General features: G+C 56.5%; 12 protein-coding genes. 2 read left to right on the top strand and 10 right to left on the bottom strand.

All coding sequences use genetic code 11. From position 1 onward, the window contains the following. Positions 1–34: 34 nt before the first annotated feature. Together VHE34_RS28235 and VHE34_RS28230 are read right to left on the bottom strand one after the other, a co-directional pair. Positions 35–1441 carry a bifunctional UDP-3-O-[3-hydroxymyristoyl] N-acetylglucosamine deacetylase/3-hydroxyacyl-ACP dehydratase gene (locus VHE34_RS28235; protein ID WP_325594345.1) on the bottom strand — a complete coding sequence of 469 codons (1407 nt, stop codon included), beginning with the start codon at positions 1439–1441 and terminating at the stop codon, positions 35–37. A gap of 72 nt (positions 1442–1513) precedes the next feature. Beyond that, on the bottom strand, positions 1514–1885 hold the full coding sequence (locus VHE34_RS28230; protein ID WP_325594343.1) for a co-chaperone GroES family protein: 372 nt from the start codon (positions 1883–1885) through the stop codon (positions 1514–1516). Between the two features lie 95 nt (positions 1886–1980). Between VHE34_RS28230 and VHE34_RS28225 the strand changes: the two genes are divergently transcribed. Beyond that, positions 1981–2685, top strand: coding sequence for a response regulator transcription factor (locus tag VHE34_RS28225; RefSeq protein ID WP_325594341.1), 705 nt, complete (start codon positions 1981–1983; stop codon positions 2683–2685). Positions 2686–2688: 3 nt separating this feature from the next. On the opposite strand, the gene ruvB is transcribed toward VHE34_RS28225, so the two are convergent. Continuing rightward, complete coding sequence (gene ruvB / locus VHE34_RS28220; RefSeq protein ID WP_325594339.1) at positions 2689–3714, bottom strand: Holliday junction branch migration DNA helicase RuvB; 1026 nt, start codon at positions 3712–3714, stop codon at positions 2689–2691. A 41-nt stretch (positions 3715–3755) separates the two neighbouring features. Here ruvB and VHE34_RS28215 point away from each other — a divergent pair, with 41 nt between their 5' ends. Further along, complete coding sequence (locus VHE34_RS28215) at positions 3756–4379, top strand: thioredoxin family protein (protein WP_325594337.1); 624 nt, start codon at positions 3756–3758, stop codon at positions 4377–4379. Here the strand turns inward: VHE34_RS28215 and egtD are convergent, their stop codons facing one another. The 7 genes from egtD to VHE34_RS28180 all read right to left on the bottom strand — a co-directional run bounded on the left by egtD (position 4380) and on the right by VHE34_RS28180 (position 13930). After that, the gene (egtD, locus tag VHE34_RS28210; protein WP_325594335.1) at positions 4380–5360 is read right to left on the bottom strand and encodes an L-histidine N(alpha)-methyltransferase; all 981 of its coding nucleotides are present in this window, start codon (positions 5358–5360) and stop codon (positions 4380–4382) included. Positions 5361–5474: 114 nt separating this feature from the next. Further along, on the bottom strand, positions 5475–6653 hold the full coding sequence (gene egtB / locus VHE34_RS28205) for an ergothioneine biosynthesis protein EgtB (RefSeq protein WP_325594333.1): 1179 nt from the start codon (positions 6651–6653) through the stop codon (positions 5475–5477). Further along, positions 6650–8212, bottom strand: coding sequence for an ABC transporter permease/substrate-binding protein (locus VHE34_RS28200; protein WP_325594331.1), 1563 nt, complete (start codon positions 8210–8212; stop codon positions 6650–6652). The genes egtB and VHE34_RS28200 overlap by 4 nt, the downstream gene beginning before the upstream one ends. Then, positions 8212–8967 (bottom strand): ABC transporter ATP-binding protein, encoded by a 756-nt coding sequence (locus tag VHE34_RS28195; protein WP_325594329.1) that lies wholly within the window; start codon positions 8965–8967, stop codon positions 8212–8214. The genes VHE34_RS28200 and VHE34_RS28195 overlap by 1 nt, the downstream gene beginning before the upstream one ends. Beyond that, the gene (locus tag VHE34_RS28190; RefSeq protein ID WP_325594327.1) at positions 8964–10331 is read right to left on the bottom strand and encodes a mercuric reductase; all 1368 of its coding nucleotides are present in this window, start codon (positions 10329–10331) and stop codon (positions 8964–8966) included. Before VHE34_RS28190 ends, VHE34_RS28195 begins: the two co-directional genes overlap by 4 nt. A gap of 26 nt (positions 10332–10357) precedes the next feature. Continuing rightward, the gene (locus VHE34_RS28185) at positions 10358–11512 is read right to left on the bottom strand and encodes a PepSY-associated TM helix domain-containing protein (protein ID WP_325594325.1); all 1155 of its coding nucleotides are present in this window, start codon (positions 11510–11512) and stop codon (positions 10358–10360) included. A gap of 6 nt (positions 11513–11518) precedes the next feature. Continuing rightward, positions 11519–13930 carry a TonB-dependent receptor gene (locus VHE34_RS28180; protein WP_325594323.1) on the bottom strand — a complete coding sequence of 804 codons (2412 nt, stop codon included), beginning with the start codon at positions 13928–13930 and terminating at the stop codon, positions 11519–11521. Between the last annotated feature and the right edge of the window lie 44 nt (positions 13931–13974).

Here is a 13974-nt window from a genome sequence, read left to right as displayed (position 1 = left end):
ATTGGTAAGCGGCAAATTGCCTACGCCGCAAGTTTTAACTCCGTTTTACGAGTTGCGCCATCAGGTCGGCTTCTGTAGCAATTTTGTTGCCAACATATACGGTCCCGCGCATCTCGCAGATGCCCCGGCGTATGGGATTCAGCAGTTCCATTTTCAGGAGCATGGTGTCTCCAGGGACGACCTTGCTCTTGAACTTACAGTTGTCGATCTTGATGAAGTAGGTGTCATACTGACCTTCGGGCATCAGGTTGATGCAGAGGATGCCACCGGTCTGGGCCAGCGCCTCGATCTGCAATACCCCGGGCATTACGGGGTTGCCGGGGAAATGGCCGACGAAGAAGGGCTCATTGAAGGTGACGTTCTTTACACCGACGATATGTTTGTCGGTGAGCTCGATGATCTTGTCGACCAGGAGGAAGGGAAAACGGTGCGGTAAGGTTTTTTCTATCTGTGTCGTAGTAAAAACGGGAGCCTGGTTAGGGTCGTATATCGGGGCGTTCTTGAGGTGCTTGTTCTTTTTGATGTATTGCTTGATCTTCCGGGCGAAGTCCACGTTGGTGGAATGGCCGGGGCGGTTGGCGATGACATGGCCTTTTATCGGGAATCCGATGAGGGCGAGGTCGCCGACGATATCCAGCAGCTTGTGCCGGGCGGGCTCATTGGGGAAGCGTAGCTCGAGATTGTTGAGATAACCTTCGCTCTTGATCTCGATCTTCTCGCGGCGGAAGGCCTTGGCGAGGCGAGCCATCTCTTCGGCGGTGACGGGCTTATCGACGACGACGATGGCGTTGTTGATGTCGCCGCCTTTTACCAGGTTGTGCTCGAGCAGCATCTCCAGCTCATGGAGGAAGCAGAAGGTGCGGCAGGGGGATATCTCATCCTTGAAGTCCCGCATGGTCTTCAGGCTGGCATGCTGGGTGCCGAGAACGGGGCTGTTGAAATCGATCAGCGTGGTGATCTTGTATTCCATGGCAGGGAGAAGCTGCATTTCCACTCTTTTCTTCTCGTCATAATGAGAGATGTTGGAGTCGATGCTGTACCAGACCTTGGTCGCGTCCTGCTCTAAAACGCCGGCCTCTTCCATGATCTCCACAAAAGGCTGTGAACTGCCGTCGATGATGGGAACTTCGGGGCCATTGATCTCGATCAGGCAGTTGTCTATCCCCATTCCCACGAGCGCCGCCAGGATATGTTCCACGGTGCTGACCTTTGCGCCATTCTCTTCCAGGGTAGTCCCGCGGGAGGTATCGGTCACCAGATCACAATCGGCTTTTATAACGGGCTGACCGGGCAGATCTATCCGTTGAAACTGGAAGCCGAAACCAGGCGTTGCCGGCTTCAGCGTCATATCCACCTTTATCCCGGTATGGAGGCCGGTGCCGGAAATACTTGTTACAGAAGCTAATGTGTGTTGTTTGTCTGGATTGAAATTTGCGTCCATGCTTTTTTTTGAAACTTGTGATCCGGGGCGGCCGGCGCTTTGGCCGACAAAGATAGGGGAATCTCTATTTTTTCATATCTCTTCTTCCCGTTCCAGCATGAGGATGGCGCTTTGTGGGACGATAAAATATTTTTCCCCTTCATAAAGCACTTCGGTGGCGCCGCTGAGAAGAAAGATCGCGATATCGCCTTCCCGGGCCTGCAGCGGGACATATCTCACCTGTTCGTCCTGGTGCTTCCAGGGCTCTTCGTCCACGGGCATGGGGATGGCGTAGCCTGGTCCGGTTTTTATTACGTATCCTTGTTGGACCTTTTCCTTTTCGTGAACGCCGGGAGGGAGATAAAGACCTGATTCCGTGCGTTCATGGGGGCGGGAGGGACGAATAAGCACCCGATCGCCAATTACGACGAGTTTCTTAAATTTATTGTCGGAAGTAAGATGCATACGTTGGCAAAATTAGGTGGTTTAACAAAATATTATTCCGATTCGTTGATTATCAGGGAATGATTTAATTTTATTTGTACTCAAAATTATCAATTATGGAAGGAAAGAAGCCCAAAATATTGTTGTGCGAAGACGATCCCAATCTTGGCATGGTCCTGAAGAACTATCTCGAGCTTAGCGATTTCGACGTTACCCTCGAGAGGGATGGCCGGCTGGGTCTGGCGGCCTTTCAGCGGGAGAGCTTCGATCTTTGCCTGCTGGACATCATGATGCCGCATATGGACGGTTTTACCCTGGCCGAAGAGATCAGGGACGTGGATCCGGACATTCCCCTTTTCTTCCTCAGCGCCAAGACGATGAAAGAAGATATCATCCAGGGGTATAAGCTTGGCGCCGACGACTATATCACCAAGCCATTCGACAGCGAGGTGCTGTTGATGAAGATAAAGGCCATTCTGAAGCGTAATGACGACCTGAACAAGGAGTCCGACAACAAGGTCTTTGAGATGGGGTCCTATCATTTCAATCCCAAGTTGCGGGAGTTAAGCCATAAGGGGCAGACGCAGACGCTTTCACCGAAGGAGAACGAGCTGCTGAAGATGCTGGCCGAGCATATGAACGATCTGCTGCCGCGGGAGCAGGCGTTGAAGAAGATCTGGGGCAGTGATACGTATTTTAACGGACGGAGTATGGATGTGTATATTGCGAAATTGCGGAAGTACCTCAAGGATGATTCCAACATCGAGATCGTGAACATTCACGGAAATGGGTTCCGGCTCGTGGTGCCTGTCAATGCTTAGCTTTTAGAATAGTTCGCCTTCCCTGCCGGGGCGGGTTTTTCCCAGGTGTTCATACGCCTTGTGGGTGACCTCGCGGCCGCGGGGAGTGCGTTGGAGGAAGCCTTCCTGGATCAGGAACGGCTCATACACTTCTTCGAGCGTGCCTGTCTCTTCGCCGACCGCCGTGGCGATGGTGGAGATGCCGACGGGGCCGCCTTTGAATTTCCCGATGATGGTCGACAGGATGCGGTTGTCCATTTCGTCGAGCCCATGCTCGTCGACGTTGAGGGCACGGAGTGCGTGCTGGGTGATGCCGAGATCGATGACCCCGTTGCTCAATACCTGGGCGAAGTCCCGCACGCGGCGAAGCAGGCCGTTGGCGATACGGGGCGTGCCGCGGCTGCGCCGGGCAATTTCTCCGGAGGCGTCCGAGGTGATCTTTGTCTGCAAGATCGAGGCGCTGCGCAGGATAATTTTTTGAAGGGTCTCGGCGGTGTAATATTCCAATCTTGCTTTGATACCGAAGCGGGAAAGCAGGGGCGCAGTGAGCAGGCCGCTACGTGTGGTGGCGCCAACAAGGGTAAATGGATGAATAGAGAGCTGGATGCTGCGGGCGTTGGGTCCGCTGTCGATCATGATGTCGATGCGATAGTCTTCCATTGCCGCGTAGAGGTATTCTTCGACGACGGTGCTCAGCCGGTGGATCTCGTCGATGAAAAGAACGTCGTTCGGGCTAAGGTTGGTGAGCAGGCCGGCCAGGTCGCCGGGCTTTTCGATGACGGGTCCCGAGGTCTCCTTGATATTCACGCCCATCTCATTGGCAACGATGCGGGAAAGCGTCGTTTTGCCCAGGCCGGGGGGGCCGTGAAAAAGGACATGGTCCAATGCTTCGCCGCGCATCTTTGCGGCCTTGATAAACACCCGCAAGTTCTCGATCAGCTGCGGCTGGCCGGAGAAGTCTTCGATGGCCGCCGGGCGGATATTATTCTCAAACTCCTTCTCCGAGGGGCTTAAGCCTTGCTTATCGCTGTTGAGGTTGAGATTGGCCATGAGGCAAATATACCGATCTTTGCACTGAAAATTCTTCTGTTATGCCTACGGTAGAAGCCGCTTACCTGCAAAAAGCTATTTCCTACGAAGCCTATATCGCCCTGATCGACCAGCTTGTCATCAACGGTGAGACGACCGGACCCGATCAGTCGGAGGCGTTTGTCCATTATACCGCGCTGAACCAGCAACGCATGCACCGGTGGGAGAAGACGATACAGCTGGTGCCATCGGTGGAGAGCGCCCTCCGCGGCATCATGGCGCCGCAGACCTGGCTGGTGCTGACGGAGGCCTGGTGCGGGGACGCGGCGCACAGTATACCCGTCCTGCATGCGCTGGCGGCGCTGAACCCGCTGATCACGCTTCGCTTTATCTTCCGGGATGAGAACCTGGAGCTGATGGATCGCTACCTGACCAATGGGGTGAGCCGCAGCATTCCCAAGTTGATCGCGCTGGATACGGCTACCCATGAGGAATTGTTCACCTGGGGACCCCGGCCGGCGCCGCTGCAGGCGACCTTTATGAAGATGAGAGAAGAGGGGATGGCGTATGCGGCGATAAAAGAGGAGCTGCAGCGCTGGTATAATAAAGACAAATCCGTCACTATTCAGCAGGAGATGGCTGCATTGGCCGCGGCCGCCAATACGGATATGGGGATGACTGCCTGATTACGGCAATCTCCGCCACAACACGTCGGCAAACCATTTCTTGCTGTCATAGAAAGTCTCCACCGGCTCGAAGCCGGACTGTGCCGCCATGGACTCGCTCTCGGCGAGGGTGTATTTCTGGGAGATCTCCATATAGATCGCCTCGTTCTCCGCAAAGTGGATCTTCTTGTCGGCAAGATGTACGTCCTGTTCCTGTTTGCTGATCAGGTAGCTCCGGCATGCTCCTGTACCCGGATCGTAGACGGGATAGTGTTCGAATTTTTCGATATCGAAGTCGGCGCCAAGTTCGCGGTTGATGCGTGTCAGCAGATTGAGATTAAAGGCGCGCGTGATCCCCTGCCGGTCGTTGTAGGCATCGAGAATGGTTCGCGGATGTTTTTTGAGATCGAAGCCGATGAGCAGGAGATCGCCGGGGTGCAGCTGGGAATGGATCTGGCGGCAGAATTGTGTCGCCTGCTGGACGCTCATGTTCCCGATGTTTGCGCCCATGAACAGGACGATCTTGCGTTTGCTGGAAAACGTGCTCACCTGGTGAAGCTTCTCCAGGTATTCCCCGTTCAGGCCCTGTAGCCGGATACCCGGGAGGGTAACGGGTAATCTGTCTTCGAGCCAGCCGATGACGTTGGATGAGATGTCAATCGGGTAGTAGGTGAAATGAGCGTGCTCTTTTTGAAGCTGTTTTAGCAGGAACCAGGATTTGGTGGCATCGCCGGGTCCCAGCTCGACAAGATGGAAATCGGCACTGTCTTCCATAAAGAATTGCGCCATTTTCCCCGACTGATGCTGCATGATCTCCATTTCGCAGCGGGTCGGATAATATTCGGGGCAGGCCATGATCTGCTGGAAGAGCTTGTCCCCGGTCTCATCATAAAAATACTTGGACGACAGGTATTTGTGCTCGGCCCGCAATCCGTTGAGTACGTCGGTGAAGAAGGTGGTCGACCGGCGTGCGGTCAGCGTGGCGGTGCTGGGTGGAAACATGAGACGTATTTTTGTGATTTTTTGGATTCTTGCTGTGCTGGTCCCGACACGCCTTTGGCGTGGGATGCCGGCCGGGGATAATGATGGGCCTTCCGCCGACAGGCTTCCAGCCTGTCAGGTTGCAACTCGTATGCCAGTAAACTGCCAACGTAGACCGGGATGGAAGAAATTACGGTAGCTGGGCCGGCTATGTCCCTCCGGCGTCGCCACAGACGCTCCTCTCAGCACCATCTGGCTGACCATGAATTTTCCGTTATATTCCCCGATCGCGCCGGCTGCTTTCTTAAACCCGGGGTATGGGAGATAGGCGGACTCGGTCCATTCCCATCTTTTTCCCCATCGGAACCGCTCCGCGGCGGCTTCCCATTCGAACTCGGTCGGCAGGCGGCATCCCTTCCAGGCGGCAAAGGCCACTGCCTCATAATAACTGATATGTGACAGCAATTGTTTACCGTCCAGTGGCCGCAGGCCGGCCAGCGTATATTGATGCCAGCGGCCGTCGATGAGATGCCAGTAAAGCGGAGCGGATACCGCATTTTTCTTTACCCAGTCCCAACCCTCCGCATGCCACCAGACGAAATTCTTATATCCGCCATCGGTGATGAACTCCAGGTATTCTTCGTTTGTCACCGGCCTTGTGGCCAGCCGGTACTCGTCGAGATAGACCTTATGGCGGCTGAGCTCGTTATCGAAGCAAAAGCCGTCGCCCGTATGACCGATCTCGTAGAGACCTGCGGGCATGGTGATGAAGCCTTCGGGTGCGACCTCCCGGGGCGCCGCCCCCCCGGACGTGCTCTCCGCCGGGGTATCGATATCCTGGTCGGACCAGGCCGGGAACAGGGGGTTATGGCCCAGGATATATTTTATATCGGTGAACAACAGCTCCTGGTGTTGCTGTTCATGATTGAGCCCGAGGACGATGAGGGGCGCCAGGCTTTCTTCCAGACCCGCGGCGATGAATCGTTCCATTGCATCATCTACATATTTCCGGTAGGCATAGATCTCATCCACCGAGGGGCGGCTCAGGTTGCCGCGGTCGGTACGCACGACCCGCGCCCCGATGGTCTCGTAATAACTGTTGAAGACATAATTGTAATCGGGATTGCAGGGCCGATAGCCCGGATTGTGGGGAATAAGCACGAAGGCTTCCCAAAACCAGGTGGTATGTCCGAGGTGCCATTTGGGTGGGCTCACGTCAACGACGGGCTGAACCACATAATCCTCTTTTTGGAGGGGGCGGCAGATGGCTTCGCTGGCGTTGCGGACGGCGTGGTATTGTTCGAGTAAATTCATTTTTTCAGGTAATTGGTAAGATCAGTGATGGTATGGATCCCCAGCTGCTGCGACTGGCTTCGCCGCATCATCAGGGCATAGGCATTATTGAATCCAATGGGTTCCAGCCAAGTAAGATCGTAATCCTTGCTGAAACGGCCGGCGACATACCGGTACACGCTGTCCCTGTCGGGGGTAAGCCGGGCGGTCAGGGCGGCAGGCGGCTGAAGGATGGCCAAAAGTGCAGTTCCGGTGTATTCGGGATACATGTCTATCTGATCGTGAGTTAACGCTTCAAAGCAGATTTTTGTTCCGCCGAGACCCGTTTTACTCTCCACATCCAGGTCCGTATAGCCGCGGACGAGCATGGCGTACATATCCGTCAGAATATATTGTTCGGGGAAGATCTTTGAGCCCAGCCGGACGATGCCTTTATGGCCGTTGCGGGGAGGCTGGTAGAGACCCTGGGCCTGCAGGAAATCCCGGGCGATGCGGTCGGGCGGCTGGTTGAGATATTCCGCGCGGTAGTTGAGCAGCGTCATTATCGAGTCGTTGATTCGGCCCGATAATTTATTCAACACGGGTGCGAGCTCGGGATATTGCTTCAAGACCCTATTGCGGATCACGGGGGCGGCATAGTAGGGCGGGAAGATGCTTCTATCGTCCTCCAGCGTGACCAGGTCGTAGGCTTTCAGGCGGCCGTCGGTGCTATAGCCGCTGATGATATCCAGCTTGTGATCATAGATAGCTTTGTACATCACCGCGTCGCTGATGACCACGGTCCGGACCTTTAGTCCATAGACCTCCCGCAGACCGATATCGCCGTCGCGACGGCCCATGAACTCCGGGGTGAACCCCGCGAGCAGCCGGCTGTTGCCGATGGGCAGCACGTAGAAGGAGGAGAGTAGCAACAGTCCCAGCGGGAGACAGGCCAGTACCGTCCGGCGGCGTCTGCGACCGGTGCGCTGGACGAGGGAGAGCAGGAAATCCAGTAAGATCGCGAGAAGGGCGGCGGGGATAGCGCCGGCGAGGATCATATTAGTGTTGTTGAGAGCGATGCCGCCGAAGATGAACTCGCCGAGCCCGCCGGCGGCGATATACGCGGCCAGCGTTCCCACGCCGACATTGATGACGGTGGCCGTGCGGATACCGGCCATGATCACGGGAAAGGCCAGCACGAGATCGACGCGGAACAGGCGCTGTGTCGCTGTCATCCCCATGGCGAGGGCCGCCTCCTTCACTCCAGGATCGACCCCGTCGATGCCGGTATAGGTGTTGCGGATGACGGGCAGCAGGGCATAGAGGAACAGGGCGGCGATGGCGGGAATGGGACCGATGCCCAGCACGGGGATCAGGAAACCCAGCAGGGCGATGCTGGGAATAGTCTGGAGCACGCCCGCTGTGCCCAGCACGATGCCGGCCGCCTTTTTGTTGCGGGAGATAAAGATGCCCAGCGGAACGCCGATGAGAATGGCGATCAGTAACGAGATAAAGGTCAGGCCGATATGCTGGATCGTCTGCTGCAGCAGCTTGGCCGATTGCTGATGCATAAAATCCCAGAGGCCCTGGTGTTGGTCCATCAGCTTTTGTTGTTCTTGAAATGATCGAAAATATAGCGCTGGCCTTCGAAGAAATCCTTTACATATTGTGTCGCCGGGCGGTCAAACAGATCGTCGGCTGAGCCTTCCTGTATGATCCGGCCGCCATCCATCAGGAAGATGCGATCGGCCAGCTCGAAGGCTTCGGGAATGTCGTGGGTGACGAGGATGATCGTCTTTGACCTCAGCTCGTCCAGTTCCTTGAAGTCCTTTTTCACCCGCGCGCGGGTGATGGGGTCGAGGGCTCCAAACGGTTCATCCATGAGAAGGATGGGTGGGTCGGCTGCGAGGGCCCTGGCGATGCCGACGCGCTGTTGCTGGCCGCCGCTCAGCTCGTTGGGATAAGCGCCCCGGTATTGGGCGGGAGAAAGGCGCAGCTTTTCCATCAGGGTAGTGACCCGTTGGGCGATCCGGTCCCGCTCCCACCCCAGCAGCCGCGGGACGATGCCGATGTTCTCTTCAATGGTATAGTGGGGGAACAGACCGTTGTTCTGAAAGACGTAACCGATGCCCCGGCGGAGCTGTTCCGGCCGTTGCTCGGTGACGAGCCGGCCTTCGATGCGGATCTCCCCGGAGTCGGGTTCGATCAGCCGGTTAATCATTTTCAGCAGGGTCGTCTTGCCGGAGCCGCTGGTGCCGAGGAAGACGACGTTCTCTCCTTTTTCTACGGCAAAGGAGACATTGTCGACGGCTTTGTGCGCGCCGTAGGTGCGGGTGATATTGTTTACCGCGATCATTTCAGTCGTGCGAATAGGTTATTCAGCGATTCGGCAAAGGTAGGATGTGCGAAGACGCCATCCCGGATCTTGTCGACCGTGATGCCGCCCATCATGGCCATCTGCAGGAGGCTCATCAGCTCCCCACCATTGACCGACAGCATGGCCGCGCCAAGGATCGTGTTGTCATCGGCATTGACGATGGCCTTCAGCATGCCCCTCGACTCATCATTCTCCCAGGCCCTGGCGATGTAGGTTACCGGCATTGTGGCCACTTTTATATTCATTCCTTTTGCTCTTGCCTCCTCTTCGGTGAGCCCGACCCTTCCCAATTCCGGGTCGGTAAACAGGCAATAGACCGGCGGGCGGCCCTTCGTGCTGCAATCCGCCTTTTCGACCAGGTTCTTATAGACGATGAGATGGTCGTTATAGGAGATATGCGTGAATTGCGGACCTCCGTTGACATCGCCCAGGGCATAGATATCTGCGGCGCTGGTTTCCAGCTTGTCGTTGACGACGATGAATCCATGTTTGTCGACGGTGATGCCTGCTCCGGCTACGTTGAGTCCGGCGGTGTCGGGGGCGCGGCCGGTGGCGACCAACACATGAGAGGCAGTGATCGGACCGGAGGATAGCTGAAGCCGGATGCCCTTCGCGTCCTTTGTCACGCTTTCCACTTTTGTGCCGGTATGGATCTGAACGCGATCTTCCCGGAGGATCTTCTTTATCTCCCCGGCGATGTCCTCATCTTCTTTGCGAAGAAAGCGGTCACTTGTCTCGATAATCGTGACCTCGCTGCCCAGGCGGCGATACAGCTGGCCGAATTCCAGGGCGATATAGCTGCCGCCGATGATGGCGAGATGGGAGGGGACCTCCAGCAGATCGAGGATCGTGTCGGAGGTGAGAAAGGGGATATCGGCGAGTCCGGGTATCGGCGGAATGACCGGGCGGGTGCCGGTGTTAATGAATATCTTTCCGGCCGTCATCGTGCCGATGGACCCGTCGTCTCTCATAAGGGATATCTCTTTTGGCCCGGTGAACTTTGCATATCCGAATTGGACGTCGAGATTTTTCGTCTCGAGGAGGCGTTTTGTCGAGGATTCCCGCGCCTGGAGCACATGGGCGTTCTTGCGTTTGATGACCTCTTCGATGTTGACGGAATAGCCGCTGGTATGGATGCCGAAGTCGGCGCTGCGTCCTACCAGGTAGGCGATGCGACCGGAGGCGATAAGGGTCTTTGTAGGTGTACAACCTACGTTGATACAGGTGCCACCGATGAATTTCTTTTCAAAAAGCGCGGTCTTCCAGCCGGCGTCGGCGAGTTTTTTTGCCAGGGGGTTGCCGGCCTGACCGGAGCCGATAACGATCGCATCGTACTTGACCATGTTCGTGGAGTTAAGCTACTCCAAATTTAGGCAATTTTCGGACCACCCTGGCGAAGCGGCTTGCGTCGTTTCAAATACCAAATTAAAAACCCCGTTACCGGCAGGCTTGCACAGATGAGGCTGACGATGAAGGCGATGATCTTTCCCGTTAGCCCGGCGATGGCGCCGACATGGAGGTCATAGTTGGTTTCGACCAGCCGTTGCATTTTCGTCTTTTTTTCATTATGCAAATGATCCAGCGTCCGGCCGGAATAGCGATCGAATTGCAGCACGTCAAACCCGAAGTAGGTTTCGTGATCGCGGTAGGCATAGACATGAATCGGGCCTTCTTTTCCAAAGGCAGGCGAGACTCCGAAGCGGACGGCGGCGGGCAGGGAGTCGAGACTGTTGTGCAGGGCCAGGTCCAGCGGGTGTGTTGTGACCGGGGGCACGATGGACCGGGTCGCGGTCGACGGCGGGGTTGACCGGGTAACAGGGGGCGGCGGAGTTGGCGGCGGCCAGACGAAGATGAGCCCGGTGACGGCGATGATCAGCGCCGGGATCAGGCTATAAAACCCCGGAACGTTGTGCAGATCGTAGTTGACCCGACGGAAGGAGGTCTTCCATTTTATTTTGAAGCTGCGGTCGCGCATCGCCTTTGTCCACTTTTTCGGCCACCAGAGGACCAGACCGGTGATCAGCCCGATGGCAAAGACGACCGTGCTCCCCGCAACGATGGGCTGGCCATAGGGCGTATTCAACAGCAGGCTCCAGTGGAGGTACTTGACGATGGAGAAGAAATCATATTTGTAGTCCCGGAAGCCGGTGACCCGGCCGGTATGCGGGTCGAGGAAGACGGACTGATAGTATTCCATTCCGCCAAAGATCGTCAGGGCGGTATCGTTCTCGCGGTAGGACATGAATTCCCAGCTGTGGGCGGGGTCGCGCCACGCGACGATATAGGACAGGGGATGCGCGGTTCCCAGGGCTGCCTGCGCGGTTTGCCGGAGCGAGTCGAGCTGCAGGGTGCGGCCGGCAGGGGTCACGAAGTACCATTCCGGGTGGCGGGCCTCGGTGATCTCTTTCTGAAAAACGAAGATGCAGCCCGTGAGACTCACGATCAAAACCACCCCCCCGGACGCGAGTCCGAGCCAGAGGTGGATCTGACGGATGTAATATTTAGCTGTTCGCCTTTTTTGCATCTGCAACTAGAATTTAAAGGCGATACCGGCCTTTACGCTCCGCAGGGGCTGAGGGTTTACCGTCGTATACCCTACCCAAGAATGCTGATCGGTGAGATTATCGGCTTTTACCGTGAATCGGAACTTTGCATAGTCATAGAACAGGGAGGCACTGAGGATCGTATAGGCGGGCAGGATGAATGCTCCCTGGCTGACGCTGTTGACGATCTTGTTGTCGCTGGCATAGTTGCCGCCAAATCCGATGCCGAGTCCTTTGAGGCTGCCGGCGGGAATCTTATAGCTGAGCCACCAGTTGGCCGTATAGGGGGAGGCGGCGGTGGAGGGCCGGCGGCCTTCGACATCCTTGTCGGTCCGTTGGTATTTTGAATCATTGTACGAGAAGCCGGCGACGATATTGAGGCCGGTGAAGGGGTTGGCGATGACCTCTGCTTCGACGCCCGTGCTACGCTGGGCGCCGTCCTGGATCTGCGGGAAGGCGGGAAGACCCGAGTCGGGAGCCGAGGGAATATACGCCCGGACGATATTGCTGACCCGGATGTCATAGACGCTGACCGTACCGGTCAGGCATCGATCGAAGAGATCGACCTTTACGCCGGCCTCGGTCTGCCAGGCCTGCTCGGGCCGGAACGCCCTACCCTTGTAGTCGGCGCCGGTCTCGTTGGTGAATCCATTCTGATAGTTGGCAAAGAGGGAGACCTGGTCGTGGACCGGCTGGAAGACGATCCCGAATTTCGGTGAGAGGGCGGTTTGGTTGTATCCGCCGGTGGTGGTTCCGCCGGTGACGTCATAGCTGCCGTTGTTGACAAAATGATCGAGGCGAAGCGCGGCGAGCACCATCAGGTTGTCGGTGAGATTCAGCACATCGGAGGCATAGGCGCTGTAGGTGTTGGTAATGTTGGTGACCGGATAGTAGAAATCGACCCCCTTTGTCGCATACAGCTTTTGGAGGTTTGTGCGGTTGAAGTCCCGGTATGCCGGAATATTTCCCTGCGAGGCGATGGTGTCATAGGTTCCGCCGCTAAAAAGCTGGTTGGGGGTGTGATTGAAATAGTCGAGCCCGGCGACGAAACGGTTTCTCAGCGTTCCAATATTGAAGTCGCCGTTGAGATTTTGTTGGATCTCCACCATGCGATCGCGGCTGTTGGCCGTGAATTGGTCATTGCGGGAGATAAATCCGTTCGGCAACAGGTAGAAATAAGGGCCGGGGCCATCGGAGTAGCTGTTGGTGATGGTCACGTTGGTCTGGGTGGTCCAGCTGTCGTTGAACCGATAGTGCATCTGAGCAAAGAAGTTGGTGCTGGCCGATTGCTGGGAAAGGTCGTCGCTATAGTAGCTCCGCCGGTAGTCGAGGGGCAGCTTGTCGGCACGGTTGACGCCGAGCTGTGCGATGGTCAGGCCGTAGGGGAAGAAGAAGATCGGCGGTGTAATGTTCCGGCCTCTGTAGATCTCGGCATCGAAGAGGAAGCTGAGCCGGTCGCCGGCTTTGTAAGAAAGCGAAGGAGCGAACACAAAACTCTTGTTGAACCCGTTGTCCTGCCAGCTGCCTTCGTTGGTATAGGCGGTGTTTACGCGGAGGAGCACTTTATGGTCGGAGCTCAGCGGTGTGTTAATGTCTGCGCCGATGCGGTTGTAGCCACAGTTCCCGCCGGTGAAGTTCAGCTCGCCGCCCAGGCGATCGTAGGGCTTCTTCGTGACGCGGTTGATCAATCCGCCATAGGAACCGAGGGTGCTGCCGAAGAGGGTGGCGGAGGGGCCTTTGAGCACCTCGATCTTTTCCAGGTTGGCCGCGTCGATCTTACTGGTGACGTTGCCGGCGACACCGTTTCGCAGCTGGCTCTGGAGGATAAATCCGCGGGCGTTGTAATAACCGCCGCCGTCGCCGCTGCGGCCGGTGGCGTCCCACATTTTTTGCAGACCGGTGGCATTGCGAAGACCGTCGTCGACCGATTGGACGAGCTGATCGACCAGCAGATCTTTTGTGATCGTCGTGTATACTTGTGGATTTTCCGTATTCTTCAACGGCATCCTGGCGAGGTCGTCGCTCGAGCGCCGTGCAAGGCGGTTGACGCCGCCGGTGACGACCACTTCCTGCAGCTGTTGTTCGGATACCTGCAGGCGGATCGAGAGATTTGTCGTGCGGCGGGGTTCGACGATGACGTGCTGGGTGGTGGTGGCAAAGCCGGTGAGGGATACCTCGAGATCGTATTCGCCTGCGGGCAGATTGGAGAGAGTAAAGACCCCATCGTCATCGGTAAGGGTGGTACGGCCATTGCTCTTTACGCGGATGGTGACGGATGCGGCGGGTTGTCCGTCGGCGGTCAACACCTTACCTTTGATGGGTGGGGCGGGGTCGCCAGGGTTGGCGAATGCAAAGACTGAAAAAAGAATTATTGATAAAGAAAGTAGAAGACATTTCATATCGGGTCGATTTAGAGTCGCAAAATTGCGTTCGACAAACGGCA

It is taken from the genome of Puia sp. (assembly GCF_035546395.1).
Taxonomy (GTDB): domain Bacteria; phylum Bacteroidota; class Bacteroidia; order Chitinophagales; family Chitinophagaceae; genus Puia.
Note: the sequence above shows the minus strand (reverse complement) of the source record. Positions and strands in the feature narration are given on the sequence as shown.

What these genes read in the sequence shown, in the direction of transcription:
- VHE34_RS28195 (WP_325594329.1), bottom strand. Translation starts at nt 8,967, where the DNA reads ATGATCGCGGTAAACAATATCACCCGCACCTACGGCGCGCACAAAGCC.
- VHE34_RS28235 (WP_325594345.1), bottom strand. Translation starts at nt 1,441, where the DNA reads ATGGACGCAAATTTCAATCCAGACAAACAACACACATTAGCTTCTGTA.
- egtB (WP_325594333.1), bottom strand. Translation starts at nt 6,653, where the DNA reads ATGAATTTACTCGAACAATACCACGCCGTCCGCAACGCCAGCGAAGCC.
- ruvB (WP_325594339.1), bottom strand. Translation starts at nt 3,714, where the DNA reads ATGGCCAATCTCAACCTCAACAGCGATAAGCAAGGCTTAAGCCCCTCG.
- VHE34_RS28225 (WP_325594341.1), top strand. Translation starts at nt 1,981, where the DNA reads ATGGAAGGAAAGAAGCCCAAAATATTGTTGTGCGAAGACGATCCCAAT.
- VHE34_RS28190 (WP_325594327.1), bottom strand. Translation starts at nt 10,331, where the DNA reads ATGGTCAAGTACGATGCGATCGTTATCGGCTCCGGTCAGGCCGGCAAC.
- VHE34_RS28180 (WP_325594323.1), bottom strand. Translation starts at nt 13,930, where the DNA reads ATGAAATGTCTTCTACTTTCTTTATCAATAATTCTTTTTTCAGTCTTT.
- VHE34_RS28230 (WP_325594343.1), bottom strand. Translation starts at nt 1,885, where the DNA reads ATGCATCTTACTTCCGACAATAAATTTAAGAAACTCGTCGTAATTGGC.
- egtD (WP_325594335.1), bottom strand. Translation starts at nt 5,360, where the DNA reads ATGTTTCCACCCAGCACCGCCACGCTGACCGCACGCCGGTCGACCACC.
- VHE34_RS28215 (WP_325594337.1), top strand. Translation starts at nt 3,756, where the DNA reads ATGCCTACGGTAGAAGCCGCTTACCTGCAAAAAGCTATTTCCTACGAA.
- VHE34_RS28200 (WP_325594331.1), bottom strand. Translation starts at nt 8,212, where the DNA reads ATGGACCAACACCAGGGCCTCTGGGATTTTATGCATCAGCAATCGGCC.
- VHE34_RS28185 (WP_325594325.1), bottom strand. Translation starts at nt 11,512, where the DNA reads ATGCAAAAAAGGCGAACAGCTAAATATTACATCCGTCAGATCCACCTC.